We start from the raw sequence: 1,216 nt of genomic DNA, 5'->3' as shown, positions 1-1,216 counted from the left end.
CTCGGCAGTGGGGGGGGCTGGCGCAGCGCCAGAGGCAGCACCGGGTGCAGACTCGGGCGGACAGGCCGCGGATACAAAACCCGTCTGCACATCCTGCGCACAAAAGACGCAACGCACAGGGCAACCCCTGAAAGGAAGAAAAATCGGCACAAGCGCGCCAACCTGTGCCGGAGGCAGAAACCAGGGCAGGGTTAAAGAAAAAATTCGGGCAGATACCGTTTTCATATATACTCGATGCCTGTGAAGCCATGTGCGGCGCGCACTGCGGCCATTATTTCGGCAAGAAGGCAATTTTTAAGAAAAATCTTGCTCTGCCCGTTAGTTGCGTGTATTTTACACAAAAGTGCCCTTCATGTGAAGCAAGCCTTTGTTTACCATTTGGCCATACCTGTCAGGAACATGTTTGTGACAGACATACCAGCGCCACAACACGCGCCGGAGAACTCACAATGAAGAAAACTCTGACCAAAGCGGATATCGTGGAGGCCATCTACGAAGAAACCGACAAAAACCGCGTTGATGTGAAAAACGTGGTTGAAAAACTGCTGGACATCATGAAAGCGGCCATTAAAAAGGACCGTGCTCTGCTGATCAGCGGTTTCGGCAAGTTTGAATGCTATGACAAAGCGTCACGCAAGGGGCGCAATCCCAAGACAGATGAAACCATTACCCTGCCCCCGCGCAAAGTTATGGTCTTCCGTCTGTCGCGGAAATTCCGCTCAGAACTGAATCCCTAGCCGCGCCGTAACGCCTGCGCCTTCACGGCGGACATCCGCTGGACACCGTAGCGGAGGCTCTTGCGTTCCTTTTTCCGGCCAGCCGTTGCACGGGCAGCATTTCTCGCCCAGTGCTTTTTTATGTCCAGCGACTGCCGTAGCGGGCCTCTGCTACCGTGGATCTCCGGTCTTTTAGCGCCGGGGCTTCCGAAGGCCCGCGTTCCGGGGGGAGGCTGCGCATGCTGTTCAATTCCTATTCCTTTCTCTTTCTGTTTCTGCCTCTTCTGCTGCTGTGCTGGCGGCTGTCGGCGGGCTTCGGTTCCGCCCGGCTGAGTATGGTTCTGCTGCTCTTTTCCACCGTGTTTTATGCCCTCTGGGGACTGCCCTTTCTGCTGCTTCTGATAGGCATATTGATTATGAACTATGCCTTTGCCCTGGCTCTGGCCGCGCCGGAAGCCCCGGCAACGACCAACCCCGGCGCAGGCGACGAAGCATGCGCG

At 55.9% G+C, this 1,216-nt stretch carries 1 protein-coding gene and 1 pseudogene; both read left to right on the top strand.

Annotated elements, in window-relative coordinates; translation table 11 throughout:
- Positions 1-449: 449 nt before the first annotated feature.
- On the top strand, positions 450-737 hold the full coding sequence (locus tag V6C07_RS03350; RefSeq protein ID WP_333534958.1) for an integration host factor subunit alpha: 288 nt from the start codon (positions 450-452) through the stop codon (positions 735-737).
- 218 nt (positions 738-955) lie between these two features.
- Positions 956-1,216: pseudogene (locus V6C07_RS03345) on the top strand (MBOAT family O-acyltransferase); the annotation flags it as partial.

The sequence above is a fragment of the Desulfovibrio sp. 1214_IL3152 genome (assembly GCF_036763055.1).
Classification (GTDB): Bacteria; Desulfobacterota; Desulfovibrionia; order Desulfovibrionales; family Desulfovibrionaceae; genus Desulfovibrio.
The sequence above is the reverse complement of the archived record's forward strand: the minus strand, read 5'-3'. Positions and strand labels throughout refer to the sequence as shown.